The organism is Brevundimonas sp. C43, assembly GCF_030732185.1.
Classification (GTDB): domain Bacteria; phylum Pseudomonadota; class Alphaproteobacteria; order Caulobacterales; family Caulobacteraceae; genus Brevundimonas; species Brevundimonas diminuta_C.
The window spans coordinates 849,472-865,910 of record NZ_CP132231.1 but is presented as its reverse complement, the minus strand read 5'-3'; the positions used below and the strand labels follow the sequence as shown (position 1 = coordinate 865,910).

The window sequence follows — 16,439 nt, the reverse complement described above, 5'->3', positions numbered from 1 at the left end:
CGATCAGGCCGCCACGTCCAAAGGGCTGAGAACCTGCTCCAGACCCATGGCCATCATCAGATTGCGCATTTCCTGACGCGCAGCGACGTGGGCCAGGGACACCGCGACCGGCCGAATGTCGTTCGACAGGTCCGCCACCGTCAGGCCGAACGGAAACAGCTCGCGATAGATGACCCGGTCGCGCAGGCCGGGACCGACGCGGAAGCCGACGCGTTTGGCCAGCTTGGTCATCCGTTCTTCCAGACGCTTGCGGTTGCGGGCCTCCGCGACGGCGAGGCGGTTGGTGACCACCAGCCAGTCGATCGTCGCGTGACGGCCCTGGGCGATGGCGCGCTGCTTGCGCGCCTCCCAGACGCTCTCGGAATAGATCGAGGGTTTCAGCAGCTCCAGGGTGACCGGATCGACGTCGCCCAGCAGGTCGAAATCGACGAAGCTGTCGTTCATCGGCGTCACGATCTGATCAGCGCGGGCGTGGGCGGCGCTCGAAACGGCCGTGTCCCCCCCGGGCGTGTCGATCAGGATGCAATCGACGCCCCGCGCCGCCGCCTCGTCGAAGGCGCGCTCGAAGGTGGCGATCTGATCGGCGACATCCGCCTTGGCCAGGGCCTTGCCGTCGCCCATGTCGGGCACGAAGGGTTGGGGAAGCTCATGACCGTTCGCGGCCAGCCAGGCGGCGCGGTTCTGGAAGAAGCGCTGCATCGAGCGCTGGCGCAGGTCCAGATCGATGATCGCCACCGAGCGCCCGGCGTGCAGCAGGCCGGTGACGATGTGGATGGCCAGGGTGGACTTACCCGCCCCGCCCTTTTCGTTGCCGAGGACGATCACATGCGGCTGCGTCATTCGAGGGAATCCTCTGTGCCGACCGCGCGACTCAGACTGCGCGGTCCTAGGTCCACCGAGACTCGGCCTCAAAGCGCCAAACGTCAACGGAACCTTAACGCAGACCTGTGGACGGCGAACCGGGGTCGGTCAGCTGTTACGCGCGCACCAGGCGTCGCCGACAGCGGCGGAGCGGCAGACCGCAGCGGCGGTTTCGGTGGATACCGGCCCGACCTTCAGCCGCGTCAGCCGACGGCCGCCCACCTCGACCTCTTGATAGATCGGCGACAATCCCGACAGGTCTGACGTGGCCTTCATCCGATCCCAGGCCTGACGCGCGCCGGCCGCACTGGAATAGGCGCCCAGTTGGATCGTTCGCCCGGTTACCGGCGCCGCCGTGAGACTGGCGGGACGCAAGACGGGGGCCTGCACCCGCGAGATCGCCTCATCCGCCACGGCTTTGACAACGGCGGGCGAGGCAGCCCGTACGATTGCGTCCCGCAGGCCTGCATCTTCACCGACGGGGCGACGGCCTGCCTGGACGTCTCGGGCGTCCCACATGGCGTGGGGATCCATGACCGCCACCTTGACCGGCGTGAAGCGCACGGGCCGCAGTCCGGCCTTTTCAGCAACGGCATGCCGGGTTTCGCGATCGCGCGCCGAGAGCGGAATGTCGATCGCCGCGACGTTCTCGGCCATCGCGCTGAATCGATGGGGATCGCTGTCCACCGCGCCGCAGCCGGCGACGGCGAGGCTGCTGGCGAAGGCCAGGGCGATCAGAACTGGACGGGTCGCTTCTGCGGGCGTCATAAACACGACCCTAGAGCCCAGAATTTGCGGTCTGGTGCATCAACAGGCTTAAGCGGAAAGGTTAATCGCTTCATCATGATAGACGCCGCCCCCCCGTTCCCTTCTTTGGCCGTCGTCCGCGCCGTCGCCGACCTGCGGGCGATCGTCCGGGACTGGAAACGTCAAGGCCTGAGCGTCGGCATGGTTCCGACCATGGGCGCCCTGCATGAGGGCCACCTGACCCTGGTGCGCGAGGCCGCGCGCCGCGCCGACCGCGTCGTCGCCTCCAACTTCGTCAATCCGACCCAGTTCGCGGCGCATGAGGATCTGGGCAAATACCCTCGCCAGCAGGAAGAAGACGCCCGTCTGCTGGCCGGCGCCGGCTGCCACCTGATGTTCGCGCCCTCAGCCGACGCGATGTATCCCGAAGGCTTTGCGACCAGTGTCGCCGTCGCCGGCCCGGCGTTGGGTCTCGAGGGTGATTTCCGGCCTCAGATGTTCGGCGGGGTCGCCCTGGTCGTCACCAAGCTGTTCAACCAGGTGCAGCCTGATGTCGCGGTCTTTGGCGAGAAGGACTATCAACAGCTGATGGTCGTACGTCGGTTCGTGCGCGATCTGGACCTGCCGGTCGAGATCGTCGGCGCGCCGACGGAGCGGGACGGCTGGGGCCTGGCCCTGTCGTCACGCAACGCCTATCTGTCGGAGGCTGAGGTTGAGACCGCCCGCCGGTTGAACGGCATTCTGGCGGAGGCCGGCGTCCATGCCTCGAGCGGCCGCCCCCTGCCCGGCGTCGAGCGTGAAGCCTATGCCGCCCTGCTGAAAGCCGGGTTTGATCGGGTCGATTACGTCGCCATTCGCCACGCCGAGGACCTGACGCCGTTCCGCAACGACATTGTCGACGCCCCCGCCCGCATCCTGGCCGCCGCCTGGCTGGGCAAGACGCGACTGATCGACAATATGGCGGTCTGAAAAGAAGGGCCGCATCCGTTTCTGGGCATAGGCCGGCGAATTGCACGTGTGAAAAGTGGTGCAATGGCGTGCAATATGACGCGGCGCATCGTTGTTTTCGTTGAGGAAAACAGCAGAGCCCGAATTGCACAGTGCAACGAAGTGCAGTTCGGGCCTGAAAGCTGGACTCGGGAAAACAGTCGAACGAGCCGGAGTGTCGTCGAGGGATGGCGCTGTCAAAGACCGAGCCGGCATCATAACCGCGTTTGACGTCGGGCTCAGGAAGAAGCCGATACCGTCCATCAAGCCGTTGAAAAGATGCGATTTCGCTCAGACGAAATGCATGGCTGGCGGCGATTGCATAGCAGCCGCCAGTCAAGAACTCGGGTTTGCCTCAAACGCGGACGGGGCTAACCGATCGCGCCGACACAACCTTCTGCGTCGCCCGGCGCCAGATCGGCGTCGGTCAGGGCGATGGTCCAGCCGTGATGGGTGTTCAGGCCCCAGCGCCGCGCGCCGCCGCCGTCGCCCGCATCGCCGCCCGCGGTGACCACCACGCGTCGGCCCTTGGGCAGAGCCGGCGGATCGATCTTGCCGACAGCCAGCGATGTCGGGGTCTCGCCGCCGTAACCGTCGAAGACGCTCAGCATCGACCACTCGCGCCGCAGGCCCATCCACCAGGCGTCTTCTGTGTTGATCGCCAGCACGGCGATCCCGTGGCCTTCGGCGGCGAAGGCCAGAGCCTTCTGCGGATCGCGCACCATCTTGATGTCGGCGGCGGCCCCGAAACGCAGGCGCGCGCCGTCATAGGCGCGGGTCGGTTCGATCGGGGCCCAGACCTGGACCTGAAGCCGGCCCTGGCGCGCCAGGCCCCATCCGACGATCTCGCGCCACAGATGTTCGACCGCCTCGGCGTTCTCGGGCTTGGCCTGCTTAAGCATGCGCGAGAGGACGGTCTGCTCGCGATCGGGACGCAGCTTGGTGTGCGGGCCGGTGGGCGCGTCCTTGGCCCGGCCGACGGTGGCGGCGATGGCCAGGCGTTGCTCGAACAGCGCCAGGATCTGGTCGTCGATGCCGTCGATTTCGGCGCGCAGGGCGGCCAGCGCCTGCTGTTCGGGGGTCAGGTCGGCCATGTCAGGCCAGACTTGCTGAAGATTGGAATGGGGCATGGAAAAGGGCTTTCGGCATTCTGAGATTCGATATGTGCAGGAGCGAACAGCCGCTCTGATCCAGAGCGGTCGCCGGTGAGACGGTCAGGGACGGAGTGCGCCCGACGCCTCAGCCGGCGTATCGAAAGCCGTAAAAGCCGTAGCCGAAATAGAGGCCGGAAACCGCGCGCGAACGGCCGAAAGAAACAGAAAGAGCGCGCAGGCGGGACATGGTCCGGTTCCGGGTTATGCGGATCGTGTTGCGACCCGTGGATGTCTTAAGGACGCAAAGACCGTGCGCCGTCAACCCTCAGGGAAGCTCAACAGGACAAAACGCGTCTGATTATCGCCGGAATCCTGCAAGTCGTTGCGCAGGATCGACAGGCCGTACACCTCGGCGGCGCCGACCGGGGCGATGGCCGCCCGTGTCGGATCACCCGCTTCAGCGACGTCGCGCGCCGCGCCTGCGGTATCGAAATGCTCGACAACCTCGACATTCAAACCAGCCAGCGTGTCCTTGCACTGAGCCAAGGCGATCGGGTGGCTTTCCACCGTTCGGATATCGGACAGACGCGCGCCGTCGATCGCCATCAGCGCATGACGGATCGGCCGCCAGACCTGAGCGACCGGCTCCACGCTAAGCGCACCGACCAGCGTCGCCGCCGGCTCGACCACGCCGATGGTCGAGTTCTCGACAGGGATCAGGGCGCAACCGCAGTCGCCGGCGCGCAGCGCATCCAGGGCCTGGGCGAAGGTTTCGAACGCCACAGCCTCGTCCCACGGACGCAGGGCCAGACAAGCCTCATGGCTGAACGATCCGGGCGCGCCCTGATAGGCGACCCGGCCGGGCTTTTCCTCAGTTGGAGCCGCTACTTGCATCGATCACTCCCTCGGTCTCAGATCGATCTGGCGCTGCCTCGGTGGCGTCACCATGACCGGATCGGCCCGCATTTGGGGCGCTGACGACGGCTAGGCCGCCGCCGACTGCGCCACCCGTCCGGCCTTCAGCCGCTCCGCGACCAGGAAGGCCAGTTCCAGCGCCTGGTCGGCGTTCAGGCGCGGGTCGCAGTGGGTGTGATAGCGGTTGGACAGATCGTCCTCCGTCACTGCCTGGGCGCCGCCGATGCATTCGGTGACGTTCTGGCCGGTCATTTCCAGATGGACGCCGCCGGGGTGGACGCCTTCCGCCTCGGCCACATCGATGAAGGTCCGGACTTCGCCCAGGATACGGTCGAACGGCCGGGTCTTGTAGCCGTTGCCGGCCTTCAGCGTATTGCCGTGCATCGGGTCGATGGACCAGATGACCTTGCGGCCCGAGGCCTTCACTTCGCGCATCAGCTTGGGCAGGCGCTCGCCCACCTTATCGTGACCGAAGCGTCCGATCAGCGTCAGACGACCCGAGACATTGTCCGGGTTCAAGGCGTCGATCAGCGGCAGCAGGTCGTCGGCGGTCATGGTCGGCCCGCACTTCACGCCGATGGGGTTCTTAATCCCCTTCATGAACTCGACGTGGGCGCCGTCCAGCTGACGGGTACGCTCGCCGATCCACAGCATGTGGGCCGAGGTGTCGAACCATTCGCCCGAACCGCCATCCAGACGCGTCAGGGCGCTTTCGACGTTCAGCAGCAGGGCCTCGTGGCTGGTGAAGACCTCGACCCGGCTCAGATCAGGGTGGGTCTCTGGCGTAACGCCGACCGCCTCCATGAAGGCCAGGGCCTCGGTGATCTTGTCGGCCAGCTCGCGGTACTGGGCGCCGGCGGCGTTGTCGCCCGCGAACCCCAGGGTCCAGCGATGGATGTTGTACAGGTCGGCATAGCCGCCGCCGGCGAAGGCGCGCAGCAGGTTCAGCGTCGAGGCCGACTGGTTATAGGCGCGGATCAGACGCTGCGGATCGGGCGCACGCTCCTCCGGCGTGAAGCCCATGCCGTTGATGATGTCGCCGCGATAGCTGGGCAGTTCGACGCCGTCGATCTCCTCCAGCGGCGACGAGCGAGGCTTGGCGAACTGTCCCGCGATCCGCCCCACCTTCACCACCGGCTTACGTCCGGCGAAGGTCAGGACGACCGCCATCTGAAGGATCAGGCGGAAGGTGTCGCGGATATTGTCGGTCGAGAACTCCTTGAAGCTCTCGGCGCAGTCGCCGCCCTGAAGCAGGAAGGCGTCACCCCGCTCAACCTGCGCCAGCTTCGACGTCAGGCGCCGCGCTTCGCCGGCGAAGACCAGCGGCGGCAAGGCGCGCAGCTCGTCTTCCACCCGCGCGAGGGCGGTTGGATCCGGATAGTCCGCCGGCATATGCAGGGCGGTCTTGGTTCTCCAGCTTTCGGGGGTCCAGCGTGTCATCGCGCAAGAATAGGACTTCGCGCCTATTCAAACAACGAAAAGCCAGGCGGATTTTGCCGCGAAATGTCAGTCTTCCGAAGAAGGCGACTTTTCCGCCGCAGCTTCAGCCTTGCGTTCAGCCTTCGCCGCCGCCTTTTCGGCCGCCTTCAGCGCTGCGGCGCGCTCGCGTTCCTGGCGCTCGAAGCTATAGTTGGGTTTGCGAGCCATCGGCGTCCTCGTCTCATCTCGTGTTCTGGCGGTGAAGGTGGCGATGCAGGGAGCCGGACGCAATCGCCAAATCCAGCAACCCTGCAATAGCGGCTCACAGTAGTCTTTCCTTGCGCGTCAAAATCTTGGCGGCGGCGTCGAAGGCGATGAACAGGCGGGCTAGAAGGGTCATGGGCTCTAAACGCTCGGCCCTATTCGATGTTCAGTCCCGCGAACCTTCGTCGCACCCGAAAGGCAGGCGCCCATGTCGACCGAATCCATCCTCCTCGGCGGTGTCGAAGCCGGCGGCACCAAGTTTGTTTGCGGCGTCGCCGCCGCCGACGGCGTGATCATCGACCAGATCCGTATCCCGACGACCTCGCCCGACGAGACGCTGGATGCGGTCACGGCCTTCTTCGTCGACGCTCAGTCGAGGCACGGCCAGCTTTCTGCTCTGGCGATCGTCAGTTTCGGCCCCCTGTCGTTGAAGCCCGACGCGCCGGATTTCGGCGCCATCACCACAACGCCCAAGCCCGGCTGGAGCGACGTCAACCTGTTGGCCCGTCTGCGCCGCCGCCTCGATGTGCCAATGACGCTGGACACCGATGTGAACGGCGCGGCCGTCGGCGAACGCCTGTTCGGCAGCGGCCAAGGGCTGGAGAGCTTCTGCTACGTCACGGTCGGCACGGGCGTGGGGGTCGGGGTGATGATCGACGGCGCGCCGCATGGCGGGGCGAACCATCCCGAAGCCGGTCATATCCGGCTGCCCCGCGCCAAGGGCGACGAGACGTTCTCGGGCGTCTGTCCCTTCCATGGTGACTGCCTGGAAGGCCTGGCGAGCGGGCCGGCGCTGAAGGCGCGCTGGGGCGCGGCCGCCGAGACGTTTTCTGACGATCATACGGCCTGGCCGATGGCGGCGGAGTATATCGCCGGTCTGTGCACCAACCTGACCTACACGCTGCGGCCAGAGCGAATCATCATCGGCGGCGGCGTGATGCAGCCGCACATGTACGATCTGGTCAGACAGGCTCTGGTGCGACAGCTCGGCGGCTACGACGCCAGCCTGCGGGGTCTGGATATGAAGACCTACATCGCGGCGCCGAGCGCGGGCGTGTCCGCCGGCCTGATCGGCGCATTGGCCCTCGCCTACCGTTCCGTCACGGGCGCGTGGCCAAAGGACTGGGGCACGCAAGGCCGGGATTAGATTGAAGTGGAGATGGTGGACGCGACAGGGATTGAACCTGTGACCCCCTCGGTGTGAACGAGGTGCTCTCCCGCTGAGCTACGCGTCCTTGCCTTGCGGAGGCGGCGACATAGCCCGGTCGCCGTCCCCGCGCAAGCGCCTGTTTCAGATTCCGGCGGCGCGAACGCCTTCGGGCGTATCGGCTTCCGGGTCGCCCGGCAGCCAGGCGACGTGACCGTTGTAGATGTCCTGGTTGAGGATGCCCTCTTCCTTGGCCACCAGCACCGGCACCAGCATCTGTCCGGTGACGTTGGTCGCGGTGCGCATCATGTCGATGATCCGGTCGATGGCGACGATATAGCCGATGCCTTCCAGCGGCAGGCCGGCGGTCGACAGGGTCAGGGTCAGCATGACGATGCTGGTCCCCGGCACGCCGGCCGTCCCCAGAGAGCCGAGCACCGCCGTCAGGCCGATCAGAATGTACTGGGTCAGCGTCAGATCGATCTTGAAATACTGGGCGATGAAGATCGAGGCGATGGCCGGATAGATGGCCCCGCACCCGTCCATCTTCACATTGGCCCCCAGGGGCACGGCGAAGGCGGCGTAGGCCTGGGGCACGCCCAGCCGTTCGACCGTCTGGCGAAGAGTGATCGGCAACGTCCCCAGCGAGGATGAGGTCGCAAATGCGGTCTGCTGGGCCGCGAAGGCGCCGCGGAAGAAGCTGGTCACCTTCAGGCCATGCACCTTCAGCAGGCCCGAATAGACGATCAGGATGTGGAACAGGCAGGCGGCGTAGATGGCCAGGATGAACTTCACCAGAGGCAGCAGCGCCTCCCAGCCGTAACCGCCGACGACCGATCCGATCAGGCCGAACACGCCGATAGGCGTCAGTTGGATCACCCAGCGGGTGATGCGGAAGATGATGGCCGCACCCTCATCCACCAGACGCCGAACGCCCTGCGCCCGGTCGCCCAGCGCCACCAGGGCCATGCCGACCAGGGCCGAGAAGAAGATGATCTGCAACACCTTGCCTTCGGCCAGGGCGGCGAACGGATTGGTCGGCACGACGCCGATCAAGACTTCCAACGGCGTCGGGATTACGCGCTCTTTAACCTCGCCCAGCGGCAGGTTGGACAGGCCGACGCCCGGATTGATGATGTGACCGAAGGCGAAACCGACCAGCACAGCAAGCAGCGACGTGATGGCGAACCAAAGGATGGTCCGCACCCCCAGCCGCACGGCCCCCGCCCCTTCCCCCAGCTTGGCGATGGAACTGGCGATGGTGAACAGCACCAGCGGCGCCACCACCATGCGGATCAGGTTCAGATAGACGTCGCCGATCGGCTGAAGCCAGGTCTCGGCCCGCTCGCGCAGGATCAGCCCGGCGATGATGCCGAGGATGAAGCCGGCGGCGGTCCGCTGCCACAGCGGGATCTTGAAAAAGCGAGCGAGCATGACGGCACTTTCAACAGGGGTGCGCCAATCTGTCCATCGCCATGCCGATCCGCAACCGCAGCAGCGATCATTCAGCCGACAGATTTCCTGTCGGCCGGCTTCAGAATTTCAGCGCCCGCCGCACGTAGAAGTCAGAAAGGATGCCGTCGATCGCCTCTTCGACGTCCTCGAAGGCATCGATCAGCACATCCCCGCCCTGGTCTTCGACGGGCGTCGGGGTAAAGCCGAAGGTCGTCAGAATGCAGGGCATGCCGGCGTCTCTGGCGGCATCCGCGTCCGGCGCGGCGTCCCCCACCATGATGGCCCGTTCGGGATCGCCGCCCGCGATGGCGACGGCCTCCTTCAGATGGGCGCCCGAGGGCTTGCGCGCGCTGACCCGATCCGGGCCGACGATCGCGGCGAAATATCGGGTCAGGTCCAGCTTGCCCAACAGCAGCTCCGACAGGTCCGAACGCTTGTTGGTGGCCACGACCAGGATTGCGCCCCGCTGGCTGAGCCGCTCCAGCGTCTCGACCACGCCCTCGAAGGGCTGCGAGCCGTCGGCGATGTGGGCGGCGTAATCGACCAGGAACCGCTCGAACAATTCGTCGGACTTGGCCCGCTCGACCGGCGCGCCGGCGGCTTCGAAGCCGTGCACCAGCAGCGCCCGCGCGCCCGATCCGATCAGGGTCGAGGCGGACTCCATCGGCACGGGCGGCAACCCCTCCTCGACCAGCATCCGGTTCAGCGTGCCGATCAGGTCCGGGGCGGAATCGACCAGCGTGCCATCCAGGTCGAAGGCGATGGTCCAGCCTTCCAGGTCGCGATCGCTCATCCACATCTCCCGCTGGCCCGCATGATGGGCTAGATCGCAGGACGACTAGACTGCGAGACGATTCATGACCAGCCAGACGCGCGCCCGCGCCGCCATCATTCTCGCCGCCGGCCAGGGTACGCGGATGAAGTCGCCGCTGCCCAAGGTGCTGCACCCCGTCGCCCACCGCGCCATGCTGGACCACGCCATCGATGCGGCGGAAGGCCTGGGCTGCCAGCGCATCGTCGTCGTGGTCGGAAATCACTCGCCGGAGGTCCGGGCCCATGTGGTCAAACGGCTGGGCGAGGCCGCCATTGCGGTCCAGGACCCGCCGCTCGGCACCGGCCACGCGGTGCGCGCCGCCGAACAGGCGCTGGCCGGCTTCGACGGCGAGGTGGTCGTCACCTATGGCGACGTGCCCCTGCTGAAAGCCGCCGACATCGAGCCTGTGTTCAATGCCGACGGCGTGACCGTCATCGGGTTCGAGGCGCGCGATCCGGGCGCCTATGGCCGTCTGATCGTCGAAGGCGACACCCTGACCGCCATCACCGAGGCCAAGGAGGCGTCGCCAGACGTTCTCGCCATCACCGCCTGCAACTCCGGCGTCATGGCCGCGCCTGCGGCCCTGCTCTTCTCGCTCCTGGCCGAGGTGAAGAACGAAAACGCCAAGGGCGAATACTATCTGACGGATGTCGTCGCTCTGGCGCGGAAGGGCGGCCACCCGACCCGCGCCGTGTTCGCCGCAGAGGACGCGGTGATGGGCGTCAACTCCCAGGCCGAACTGGCTCAGGCCGAAGCCCTGTTCCAGAGCGTGCAGCGCGACACCTTCCTGGCGGCCGGCGTGACGATGGCGGCGCCCGACACCGTTCATTTCGCCTGGGACACCCGGATCGGCGGCGGGACTGTCGTCGAACCCTTCGTCGTCTTCGGCCCTGGTGCGGTCATCGAGGGCGGCGCGCGCATTCGCAGCTTCAGCCATGTCGAGGGGGCGCGGGTCGCGGCCGGGGCCGAAGTCGGTCCTTACGCGCGCCTGCGTTCCGGCGCGGACCTGGCGACCGGGGTCAAGGTCGGCAACTTCGTCGAGGTCAAGAACGTGAAGATGGCGGAAGGCGCCAAGGCCAATCACCTGGCCTATCTGGGCGACGGGTCGGTCGGCGCGGGCGCCAACGTCGGCGCAGGGACCATCTTCTGCAACTACGACGGCTTCAACAAGGCGCAGACCCAGGTCGGCGCCGGCGCCTTCGTCGGATCGAACTCCAGCCTGGTGGCGCCTGTCGTCATCGGCGACGGCGCCCTGATCGCTTCAGGCTCTGTCATCACCGAGGACGTGCCCGCCGAGGCCATGGCTTTCGGCCGCGCGCGCCAGACTGTCAAACCCGAAGCGGCCGCGGCTTTCCGTGTCGAAGCCAAGGCGAAGAAGGCTGCGAAATCCAAATGAGCGACCTCCAGAAGAAGAACGCCGGCCAGGCCGCCGCCGCCCACGTCGAGGCGGGCATGATCGTCGGCCTGGGCACGGGCTCGACGGCCGCCTGGTTCGTCAAGGCGCTGGCGGCGCGCAACCTGCCCGACCTGCGCTGCGTGCCGACCTCGGAGAAGACTGCAGATCTCGCGCGTGAACTTGGGCTGACGTTGTCGACGCTGGAGGACACGCCGCGCATTGACCTGACCGTGGACGGCGCCGACGAGATCGGGCCGGGCCTGGCGCTGATCAAGGGCGGCGGCGCGGCCCTGCTGCGCGAGAAGCTGGTGTGGGAGGCCTCGGCCCGCTGCATCGTCATCGCCGACGCGGCCAAGGTGGTGCCTGTGCTGGGAACCTTCCCCCTACCGATCGAGGTCGTCGCCTTTGGTCACAAGACGACGGCCAACCGCATCGCCGATGTCCTGATCGACCACGACATCAACCAGCCGGCGCGCGTGCGCCAGGCGGATCGCGGCCTGGTCCGCACCGACGGCGGCAATCTGATCTATGACGCGGGCTGCAAGGCGATCCACGATCCGGTGCGCTTGGCCGACGATCTGAAACTGATCACCGGCGTGGTGGAGCACGGGCTGTTCCTGGACCTGGCGGACCTCGCCATCATCGGCACGGACGACGGCTTTGAGGAGCGTCTTCCCTAGGACACGCCCCGGCGGCTCAGCACCGCAGGAACCGTGCGCGCCAGGATCGCCAGATAGACGCCGATGCTCCGGTTTCTGACCAGCCAGACATCCATCGCAACCCGGCGTGGATAGGGCACAGCGTTGCGCCCCGAGACCTGCCACAGCCCCGTCAGGCCCGGGCGGACCGCGCAGTAGTCGGCCAGTCGCCGCCCGTATCGCGTCGCCTCGTCGATCACGATCGGTCGGGGGCCGACCAACGACATCTCGCCTCTCAACACATTGATCAGCTGCGGCAGTTCATCCAGGCTGAACCGTCGCAACAGGCGGCCCAACGACGTGACGCGCGGATCGTGTGTCAGCTTTCGCATCGCCTGCCATTCCGGATCAGAGGTTGACGGCAAGGCTTGCTCAGCCTCCATCCTCATGGAGCGAAACTTGAGACAGTCGAATAGTCGGCCGTCGCGCCCGATCCGCTGCTGACGAAAGATCGCGAAACCGCCGTCCTGCGCCCTGACGCCCAGAGCGATGACAACGAAGAGCGGCCAGGTCAGCAGCAGACCTGTCAGGGCGAAGACGACATCCATGGCGCGGGTCGAGTCGAGACGAACACGGCGCCGAGACGCACCGACGCCGCGTGTCGACGTCACATCGCAGCCGGCCAATTCCGATGTCGACATTCAGCGCCCCCAAGCGTCACCATGACCTGGGATTGCGAGATTGGCAATGTTGGCGCGTCGTCAGCACAGATTGCTCAGATCAGTCGCCGCCCCACCAGCTTAGTGTGAACGGCGTGCGACGACCGTTGACCGAAACCGTCCCGGTGACGACAGGCGTCTGATCTCCGAGATTGCGCCGCGCTGTCGCCAATGCGCCCTGATCAATCCGCGCCGACAACTCCACCGGGCCCATGCCGGGCGCGGAGCCGCGCATTTGGATCCGATCGTCGGTGACGACATAGACGTCCGGCAGAACCCTTGCCTCGCCCTGCGGCCCGGTCAGCGACAGGATCAGCGGCGGCGAAGCGCGAGAGCCACCTTCCCAGGCGGCGAAGGCCTCATCCTGCCCGATGAACAGCGATGCGACGGGCTGAATGGATTCGTCACCTGTCGGGCGATAGTCGCCCGAGATATCATTGCTCAGACGATGCTGGAACGTCGCTTCAGGCGTCGACGTCGGTGTCGCAGCGTCGCGCCGCTCGCATGCCGCCAGGCTCAACAAGCCCGCGACCGCAACGACCCCCCATGAAGACTTCATCGATCAAGCGCCCGGTCCAAGGCGCGGAACCCGGCGATGGCGATCTCGGTCGCGCTGGTGAAGATCGACGGCGTGATCCGGTCGAAGGTGTCGCTCGGTCGATGATAGTCGGGGTGATAGTCGACGCCCATGTACAGGAAGGGCACGCCCGCCTCGTGGAAGGCGCCATGATCGGAAGCGTCGACCCAGTTGTTCTCACCCGTATCCTGCGGGGTGTCCTTGCCGAAGGCGAAGGACACGGCCCCGTTCGGCGCCACGGCTTCCAGCACGGGGCGCAGATTGGGGTGCTGGTAGGTCCCGGTGACCCACAGATGGCCGTCCGTTTCCGCCCGCGCCGTCATGTCGAAGTTCAGGTTGAGGCTCAGTGACGACAGGGGCACCGGAGGCGCCTTGACGAACTCGCGAGCGCCCAACAGCCCCCGCTCCTCGCCGTCCAGCGCAACGATCAGCACGCTGTGTTCCGGCGGTTGGGCCTTGAGCCGCGCCGCCAGTTCCAGCATCGTCGCTACGCCCGAGGCGTTGTCGTCGGCGCCATGGAAGATCTGACCGTCATTGACGCCGACATGGTCGTAGTGGGCCGTCACCACGATATAGCGGTCGGCGACGCGCGTTCCGGGGATCAGGCCGACGATGTTGACGCCGCTGAAGGTCTTCACGCCCTCGCGCGTACGGCCCGGCGTCTGGAACCGCTGCAAACGCCCGAACGGCGGCGGCAGAACGCCCAAAGCTTCCAATCGCGAGACGATGTAGGCGCGCGCCCGCTCGCCGCCTTCCGAGCCGGTGTCGCGGCCCTGCATGTCGTCGGCGGACAGGATGCGAACGTCCTCCAGCAGTTGGCTGGAAACCGGCGCGACGGCGCTCGGCGCATTCGGCGCTGCCGGGGGAACGGCGGTGCAACCGCTGACGATCAGGGCGGCGCCAGCGACGAAGAGGCAGAGGGTCGAACGAGTCATACAGGCTCCGATAAGGACGCGCGAACCTAGCGAAGAGCGGACGGCGCGTCAGCCTACGGTTCTGTCATCATCGGCTTTGCGCGATGCACGAGCGGCGCGTCAGATGATATGACGACGGCCATGGCCAACGCGATTCCTCTCGAAGTCCCCGTCGAAGATCTCACCGCCGAGACGGCCGCCGAGGCCCTGGCTTGGCTGGCCGCTGAAATGGCCCGTCACGACGCGCTGTACAACGAGGCGACGCCCGAGATTTCCGACGCCGAATACGACGCCTTGCGTGCGCGCAACCTGGCGATCGAAACCGCCTTCCCTGATCTGGTCCGCCCCGACTCGCCGTCGAACAAGGTTGGAGCCGCCGCCTCAACCCAGTTCGCCGAGGTGCGCCACGGCGTGCCCATGCTGTCGCTGGACAACGCCTTCGACGAGGGCGAGGTGCGCGACTTCGTCGCCCGGATCGCCCGCTTCCTGAAACTGCCCGCCGACGAACCGATCGCCTTTGTCGCAGAGCCCAAGATCGACGGCCTGTCCGCCAATCTCCTGTATGTCGACGGCAAGCTGATGATCGGCGCCACGCGGGGTGATGGCCGCGCGGGCGAGGACGTCACCGCCAATCTGAACACCATCGCCGATGTGCAACAGACTTTGGCCGGCGACGACTGGCCCGACCGGATCGAGGTGCGTGGCGAAGTCTATGCGCCAAACGACGCCTTCGCCGCCTTTAACGCGGCCGCCGAGGCCGAAGGCCGCCGCACCTACGCCAACCCTCGCAACTTCGCCGCCGGCTCCCTGCGCCAGAAGGACGCCCGGATCACCGCCAAACGTCCGCTGAACTTCTTCGCCTACGCCTGGGGCGAACACTCCAGCGACTTCGCCGAGACCCAGTGGGACGCTCTGCAAAAGCTCAAGGCCTGGGGGTTTCCCGTCAACGCCCGCTCGCGCCGGGTCGAGGGGGCCGAGGGCCTGATCGCCGCCTATCGCGAACTGGAACGCGACCGCGCGACCCTGGGCTACGACATCGACGGCGTGGTCTACAAGGTGGATCGCATCGACTGGCAACGCCGGCTGGGCTTCGTCGCCCGCAGCCCCCGGTGGGCCATCGCTCACAAATTTCCGGCCCAGCAGGCCACCACTGTGCTGGAGGGCATCGACATCCAGGTCGGCCGAACCGGCTCCCTGACCCCCGTCGCCCGGCTGCATCCCGTCACCGTCGGTGGCGTGGTGGTGCGCAACGCCACCCTGCACAATGAAGACGAGATCGAGCGTCTGAATGTCCGTATCGGCGACACCGTCCGCCTGCAACGCGCCGGCGACGTCATCCCCCAGATCCTGGGCGTGGTCCCGGAGTTACGTCCCGCCGACGCCGTGCCTTATATCTTCCCTGAACACTGCCCCGTCTGCGGCTCGGAAGCCGTGCGCGAGGGCGACGAGGTCAAGCGCCGCTGCACCGGCGGCCTGATCTGCGACGCCCAGATCGTCGAACGGCTGAAGCATTTCGTCGGCCGTCGCGCCTTTGACATCGAGGGATTGGGCGAAAAGCAGCTGGTCGCCTTCCATGCGCGGGGCTGGATCAAGGAGCCCGCCGACATCTTCCGCCTGGCGCGCGACGAGGCGCGGCTGAAGGAACTGGAGCGAGACGACGGTTATGGCGAGACCAGCATCCGCAACCTGGTCGCCGGCATCGACGCCCGTCGCGTCATTTCGCTGGACCGGTTTCTGTTCGGTCTGGGAATCCGCGACATCGGCGAGCAGACGTCCATTGTCCTGGCCCGCGCCTTCGAGACCTGGCCCGCACTGAAGGCCGCCTGCCTCCAAGCCGCTTCGGGTGTGCCGTCCGACGCCTGGACCGCCCTGGCCGCCGCCCACGCCATATCGCCCCGCGTCCTGACCCTGATGGCCGAGGCCGCGCCCCCCGCCGCCGATCCCTGGCCCGAGGCGACGATGGACATGAAGATCAGCCAGGCCTTTCCGGGTATGGCCACCCCCGCCCGCCGGTCGTTGGCGACGATGGTTCACGACTGGTCCGGCCTGGTCGAACTGGCCCGAGTCGCGCGCGAGGACGGCCCGTCCGAAATCATGAATCAGATCGCCGGCGTCACCGGCGTCGGCCCCGTCGCGGCGGAGGCCCTGGCCCACTTCTTCCACGAGCCGCACAATCTAAACGTCGTAGAAGCTTTGGAAGCCGAACTGACCCAGATCCTCGACGCCGAACGCCCCAAGTCCGACACGGCGGTCGCGGGCAAGACCGTCGTCTTCACCGGCGCCCTGGAGCGCTTCACCCGCGACGAGGCCAAGGCCCGCGCTGAAAGCCTGGGCGCCAAGGTGTCGGGTTCGGTGTCGAAAAAGACCGACTACCTCGTCGCCGGCCCCGGCGCCGGCTCTAAGCTCAAGGACGCCGAGAAGCATAGCGTCCAAGTGCTGACCGAGGACGAATGGCTGGCGCTGATCGGCGGTTGAAGTTGACCTAAGGGTCG

At 66.6% G+C, this 16,439-nt stretch carries 16 protein-coding genes and 1 tRNA gene; 5 read left to right on the top strand and 12 right to left on the bottom strand.

Annotation, left to right across the window (positions count from 1 at the left end):
• Nucleotides 1-3: 3 nt before the first annotated feature.
• Nucleotides 4-840 carry a division plane positioning ATPase MipZ gene (locus Q9R14_RS04335; RefSeq protein WP_295170923.1) on the bottom strand — a complete coding sequence of 279 codons (837 nt, stop codon included), beginning with the start codon at nucleotides 838-840 and terminating at the stop codon, nucleotides 4-6.
• A gap of 129 nt (nucleotides 841-969) precedes the next feature.
• Entirely contained in the window at nucleotides 970-1,629 is a 660-nt protein-coding gene (locus Q9R14_RS04330; RefSeq protein ID WP_306003609.1) for an SPOR domain-containing protein, read from the bottom strand.
• Nucleotides 1,630-1,704: 75 nt separating this feature from the next.
• On the opposite strand from Q9R14_RS04330, the gene panC reads away from it, so the two are divergent.
• A complete protein-coding gene (gene panC, locus Q9R14_RS04325) occupies nucleotides 1,705-2,577 on the top strand; it encodes a pantoate--beta-alanine ligase (protein WP_306003608.1) in 873 nt (290 codons plus the stop codon).
• Between the two features lie 389 nt (nucleotides 2,578-2,966).
• Here the strand turns inward: panC and Q9R14_RS04320 are convergent, their stop codons facing one another.
• The 4 genes from Q9R14_RS04320 to Q9R14_RS04305 all read right to left on the bottom strand — a co-directional run bounded on the left by Q9R14_RS04320 (nucleotide 2,967) and on the right by Q9R14_RS04305 (nucleotide 6,251).
• Nucleotides 2,967-3,689, bottom strand: coding sequence for a chorismate mutase (locus Q9R14_RS04320; protein WP_231868790.1), 723 nt, complete (start codon nucleotides 3,687-3,689; stop codon nucleotides 2,967-2,969).
• Nucleotides 3,690-4,007: 318 nt separating this feature from the next.
• Nucleotides 4,008-4,583 carry a prephenate dehydratase domain-containing protein gene (locus tag Q9R14_RS04315; protein WP_306003607.1) on the bottom strand — a complete coding sequence of 192 codons (576 nt, stop codon included), beginning with the start codon at nucleotides 4,581-4,583 and terminating at the stop codon, nucleotides 4,008-4,010.
• Between the two features lie 90 nt (nucleotides 4,584-4,673).
• Nucleotides 4,674-6,044: a class II 3-deoxy-7-phosphoheptulonate synthase gene (locus Q9R14_RS04310; protein WP_306003606.1), complete on the bottom strand. Its 1,371-nt coding sequence runs from the start codon at nucleotides 6,042-6,044 to the stop codon at nucleotides 4,674-4,676.
• A gap of 66 nt (nucleotides 6,045-6,110) precedes the next feature.
• Nucleotides 6,111-6,251, bottom strand: coding sequence for a hypothetical protein (locus Q9R14_RS04305; protein ID WP_165116349.1), 141 nt, complete (start codon nucleotides 6,249-6,251; stop codon nucleotides 6,111-6,113).
• A gap of 244 nt (nucleotides 6,252-6,495) precedes the next feature.
• Between Q9R14_RS04305 and Q9R14_RS04300 the strand changes: the two genes are divergently transcribed.
• Nucleotides 6,496-7,434 carry an ROK family protein gene (locus Q9R14_RS04300; protein WP_306003605.1) on the top strand — a complete coding sequence of 313 codons (939 nt, stop codon included), beginning with the start codon at nucleotides 6,496-6,498 and terminating at the stop codon, nucleotides 7,432-7,434.
• A 13-nt stretch (nucleotides 7,435-7,447) separates the two neighbouring features.
• Here the strand turns inward: Q9R14_RS04300 and Q9R14_RS04295 are convergent.
• The 3 genes from Q9R14_RS04295 to Q9R14_RS04285 form a co-directional block, all read right to left on the bottom strand.
• Nucleotides 7,448-7,522 (bottom strand) — tRNA-Val (locus Q9R14_RS04295).
• Between the two features lie 56 nt (nucleotides 7,523-7,578).
• The gene (locus tag Q9R14_RS04290; protein WP_306003604.1) at nucleotides 7,579-8,868 is read right to left on the bottom strand and encodes a dicarboxylate/amino acid:cation symporter; all 1,290 of its coding nucleotides are present in this window, start codon (nucleotides 8,866-8,868) and stop codon (nucleotides 7,579-7,581) included.
• Nucleotides 8,869-8,968: 100 nt separating this feature from the next.
• Nucleotides 8,969-9,688 carry an HAD-IA family hydrolase gene (locus tag Q9R14_RS04285; protein WP_371929760.1) on the bottom strand — a complete coding sequence of 240 codons (720 nt, stop codon included), beginning with the start codon at nucleotides 9,686-9,688 and terminating at the stop codon, nucleotides 8,969-8,971.
• A 58-nt stretch (nucleotides 9,689-9,746) separates the two neighbouring features.
• Here Q9R14_RS04285 and glmU point away from each other — a divergent pair, with 58 nt between their 5' ends.
• Nucleotides 9,747-11,099 (top strand): bifunctional UDP-N-acetylglucosamine diphosphorylase/glucosamine-1-phosphate N-acetyltransferase GlmU, encoded by a 1,353-nt coding sequence (gene glmU, locus Q9R14_RS04280; RefSeq protein ID WP_306003602.1) that lies wholly within the window; start codon nucleotides 9,747-9,749, stop codon nucleotides 11,097-11,099.
• On the top strand, nucleotides 11,096-11,779 hold the full coding sequence (gene rpiA, locus Q9R14_RS04275) for a ribose-5-phosphate isomerase RpiA (protein WP_306003601.1): 684 nt from the start codon (nucleotides 11,096-11,098) through the stop codon (nucleotides 11,777-11,779). The genes glmU and rpiA overlap by 4 nt, the downstream gene beginning before the upstream one ends.
• Here the strand turns inward: rpiA and Q9R14_RS04270 are convergent.
• The 3 genes from Q9R14_RS04270 to Q9R14_RS04260 form a co-directional block, all read right to left on the bottom strand.
• Entirely contained in the window at nucleotides 11,776-12,438 is a 663-nt protein-coding gene (locus Q9R14_RS04270; protein ID WP_306003600.1) for a sugar transferase, read from the bottom strand. The genes rpiA and Q9R14_RS04270 overlap by 4 nt on opposite strands.
• Nucleotides 12,439-12,517: 79 nt before the next feature.
• Nucleotides 12,518-13,015, bottom strand: coding sequence for a hypothetical protein (locus Q9R14_RS04265; RefSeq protein WP_242076237.1), 498 nt, complete (start codon nucleotides 13,013-13,015; stop codon nucleotides 12,518-12,520).
• Nucleotides 13,012-13,968: a M28 family peptidase gene (locus Q9R14_RS04260; RefSeq protein WP_306003599.1), complete on the bottom strand. Its 957-nt coding sequence runs from the start codon at nucleotides 13,966-13,968 to the stop codon at nucleotides 13,012-13,014. The genes Q9R14_RS04265 and Q9R14_RS04260 overlap by 4 nt, the downstream gene beginning before the upstream one ends.
• A 120-nt stretch (nucleotides 13,969-14,088) precedes the next feature.
• Between Q9R14_RS04260 and ligA the strand changes: the two genes are divergently transcribed.
• The gene (gene ligA, locus Q9R14_RS04255) at nucleotides 14,089-16,422 is read left to right on the top strand and encodes an NAD-dependent DNA ligase LigA (RefSeq protein WP_306003598.1); all 2,334 of its coding nucleotides are present in this window, start codon (nucleotides 14,089-14,091) and stop codon (nucleotides 16,420-16,422) included.
• The last annotated feature ends 17 nt before the right edge of the window (nucleotides 16,423-16,439 follow it).

Excerpts from the sequence above, each read along its gene's own strand:
- Q9R14_RS04305 (WP_165116349.1), bottom strand. The coding sequence starts at position 6,251 with ATGGCTCGCAAACCCAACTATAGCTTCGAGCGCCAGGAACGCGAGCGC.
- Q9R14_RS04285 (WP_371929760.1), bottom strand. The coding sequence starts at position 9,688 with ATGTGGATGAGCGATCGCGACCTGGAAGGCTGGACCATCGCCTTCGAC.
- panC (WP_306003608.1), top strand. The coding sequence starts at position 1,705 with ATGATAGACGCCGCCCCCCCGTTCCCTTCTTTGGCCGTCGTCCGCGCC.
- Q9R14_RS04335 (WP_295170923.1), bottom strand. The coding sequence starts at position 840 with ATGACGCAGCCGCATGTGATCGTCCTCGGCAACGAAAAGGGCGGGGCG.
- glmU (WP_306003602.1), top strand. The coding sequence starts at position 9,747 with ATGACCAGCCAGACGCGCGCCCGCGCCGCCATCATTCTCGCCGCCGGC.
- Q9R14_RS04290 (WP_306003604.1), bottom strand. The coding sequence starts at position 8,868 with ATGCTCGCTCGCTTTTTCAAGATCCCGCTGTGGCAGCGGACCGCCGCC.
- Q9R14_RS04265 (WP_242076237.1), bottom strand. The coding sequence starts at position 13,015 with ATGAAGTCTTCATGGGGGGTCGTTGCGGTCGCGGGCTTGTTGAGCCTG.
- Q9R14_RS04260 (WP_306003599.1), bottom strand. The coding sequence starts at position 13,968 with ATGACTCGTTCGACCCTCTGCCTCTTCGTCGCTGGCGCCGCCCTGATC.
- Q9R14_RS04315 (WP_306003607.1), bottom strand. The coding sequence starts at position 4,583 with ATGCAAGTAGCGGCTCCAACTGAGGAAAAGCCCGGCCGGGTCGCCTAT.
- Q9R14_RS04310 (WP_306003606.1), bottom strand. The coding sequence starts at position 6,044 with ATGACACGCTGGACCCCCGAAAGCTGGAGAACCAAGACCGCCCTGCAT.
- Q9R14_RS04320 (WP_231868790.1), bottom strand. The coding sequence starts at position 3,689 with ATGGCCGACCTGACCCCCGAACAGCAGGCGCTGGCCGCCCTGCGCGCC.
- ligA (WP_306003598.1), top strand. The coding sequence starts at position 14,089 with ATGGCCAACGCGATTCCTCTCGAAGTCCCCGTCGAAGATCTCACCGCC.
- Q9R14_RS04330 (WP_306003609.1), bottom strand. The coding sequence starts at position 1,629 with ATGACGCCCGCAGAAGCGACCCGTCCAGTTCTGATCGCCCTGGCCTTC.
- Q9R14_RS04300 (WP_306003605.1), top strand. The coding sequence starts at position 6,496 with ATGTCGACCGAATCCATCCTCCTCGGCGGTGTCGAAGCCGGCGGCACC.
- Q9R14_RS04270 (WP_306003600.1), bottom strand. The coding sequence starts at position 12,438 with ATGTCGACATCGGAATTGGCCGGCTGCGATGTGACGTCGACACGCGGC.
- rpiA (WP_306003601.1), top strand. The coding sequence starts at position 11,096 with ATGAGCGACCTCCAGAAGAAGAACGCCGGCCAGGCCGCCGCCGCCCAC.